The organism is Microvirga calopogonii (genome assembly GCF_003347665.1).
GTDB classification, from domain to species: Bacteria; Pseudomonadota; Alphaproteobacteria; order Rhizobiales; family Beijerinckiaceae; genus Microvirga; species Microvirga calopogonii.
In genome coordinates this window covers 1-1,935 of record NZ_QDGA01000229.1, presented here as the reverse complement: position 1 = coordinate 1,935, position 1,935 = coordinate 1, and the positions used below count along the sequence as shown (strand labels likewise).

At 62.3% G+C, this 1,935-nt stretch carries 1 protein-coding gene; it reads right to left on the bottom strand.

Features of this window, described 5'->3' with window-relative positions:
• Positions 1 to 429: 429 nt before the first annotated feature.
• Entirely contained in the window at positions 430 to 1,866 is a 1,437-nt protein-coding gene (locus DDF70_RS36110; RefSeq protein ID WP_114947838.1) for an IS1182 family transposase, read from the bottom strand.
• Positions 1,867 to 1,935 lie beyond the last annotated feature (69 nt).

Below are 1,935 nucleotides of genomic sequence, written 5' to 3'. Positions count from 1 at the left end.
CACCTCGCAACACGAGGATCACCATGCCACTATACCATATCCGACGGCAGACGACCCACTAGTTGCTGATCGAGTTTGGTCCTGCTTCCCAGAAAACCGGATTCGGAAGCGTATGGGAAGCAAGCTCAACTAAGTGAGCTTTTCCCCGCTATCGCATCGGTTCACCCGCAGGTCGAACCCTACTGCCAGAATCAACGAACGTCAGGAATCAGCCAAAGAGCGGACCTTGTTACAGTCGCGCTGAATGACTCAGATTGACCGAGGCTGTGTCAAAACGCAGATCGGGACCGAGTGAGCTCACCTCTGTGATCCTCTGATCGGCTGGAGCGCAGGTGACAACGGCCGTTTGGCTCATCGACAAGGCTGGATGTCATTCTTGCTGGTGTCCCAGCCATCGTGATCAGCTTGGGTGCCTAGAGCGATGCCCCCTCAGGACTGGATTGCTGCCAGCAGCGGCCCTGGTCCGAGGATCGCCAGAACCCGCTTCAGGTTATAGGCGAGCACGTGCAGGCTCATCTCGGTGCGCACCCGCTCCAAGGTCCGGGTCAGGAAGTGCGTAGCACCCATCCAGGCCTTGATCGTTCCAAACGGATGCTCCACCGTCTGCCGCCGCAGACGCGGCGTCTCCGGGGCCCGATCGAGCCGCTCCTGCATCGCATCGAGCACATCCTCATGCTCCCAGCGTCTGACCCGGCGCTCCTTGCCGGGCGTACACTGATCTTTGAGCGCACAGGTTTGGCAGCAGCTGGTCCAGTAGAGATGCAGCAGCATCCCATGCTCGATGGTGGAGCATCGTCGCGTCAGGCGCTCTCCGGCGGGACAGCGATAGGTGTCATCCTCGGGATGATAGACGAAGTCCTGCTTGCCGAAGCGTCCGTCAGCCTTGGCGCTCGAGTTGAGGGTCTTGGGCACATAGGGCGTGATCCCAGCTCTCTCGCAGGCCAGGATGTCCTCGCCCTTGTAGTAGCCTCTGTCCGCCAGAGCCTCCAGGCTCGGCGTGCCCATGGCACCCTGCGCCTGCTGGCCCATCACCGATAACTGGCCCCGATCCGAGCCGCTGTTGGTGACCTCATGTGCGACGATCAGGTGGTGCTGGACATCCACCGCGGCCTGAACGTTGTAGCCGACGATGCCCGTGCCGATGCCCCGGTTGGTCATCGCCCGCGCGTCCGGATCAGTGAGCGAGATCTGCTGGTCGGGAGCCGCCAGCACCTGCTGCTCCAGCTCCCGGAACTGCTGCATCTGCTCTCTGAGCGCCGCGATCTTGTCCTTGATCCGCCCGGCCTTCACCTGCGCCAGCTCGCTCTCCTGCCGATCGGCCGTGTCGAGGGCGGACAGATAGTGTGCGATGCTGGCCTCCACCTGCTCGATGCGCTTGGCGAGCTTGGCCGGCGTGAAGTTCTTGTCCCGCGCGTTGACCGCCTTGAACTTGGAGCCGTCGATGGCCACCACCGCCTGCGAGAACAGGTTGAGCGTGCGGCACAGCCCGACGAACTGGCGGCACACGGCCCGAATGGCCGGTCCATTGTCCTTGCGGAAGCGGGCGATGGTCTTGTGATCCGGCTGAAGCTGGCCGGTGAGCCACATCAGCTCAAGGTTGCGGCCGGTCTCCTGCTCGAGGCGGCGGCTGGACGGGATGCGGTTGAGATAGCCATAGATGTAGATCTTGAGCAGGGCCGCCGGATGGTAGGCCGGGCGGCCCGTCGCCTGTGGGATGACACTCTCGAACCCCAGGGCATGCAAGTCGAGTTCCTCGACAAAGACGTCGATCACCCGCACCGGATTGTCGTCACTGACGTACTCGTCGAGGCAGACCGGGAACAAGGTGCCTTGGCTGCGCTCCTGGCCTTGGACAAACCGCTTCATCGCGATCCCTCCAGTCCGTACTGACCCAACCAGATTACTAGATTCCGCGTTTTGACACAGCCTCGACCC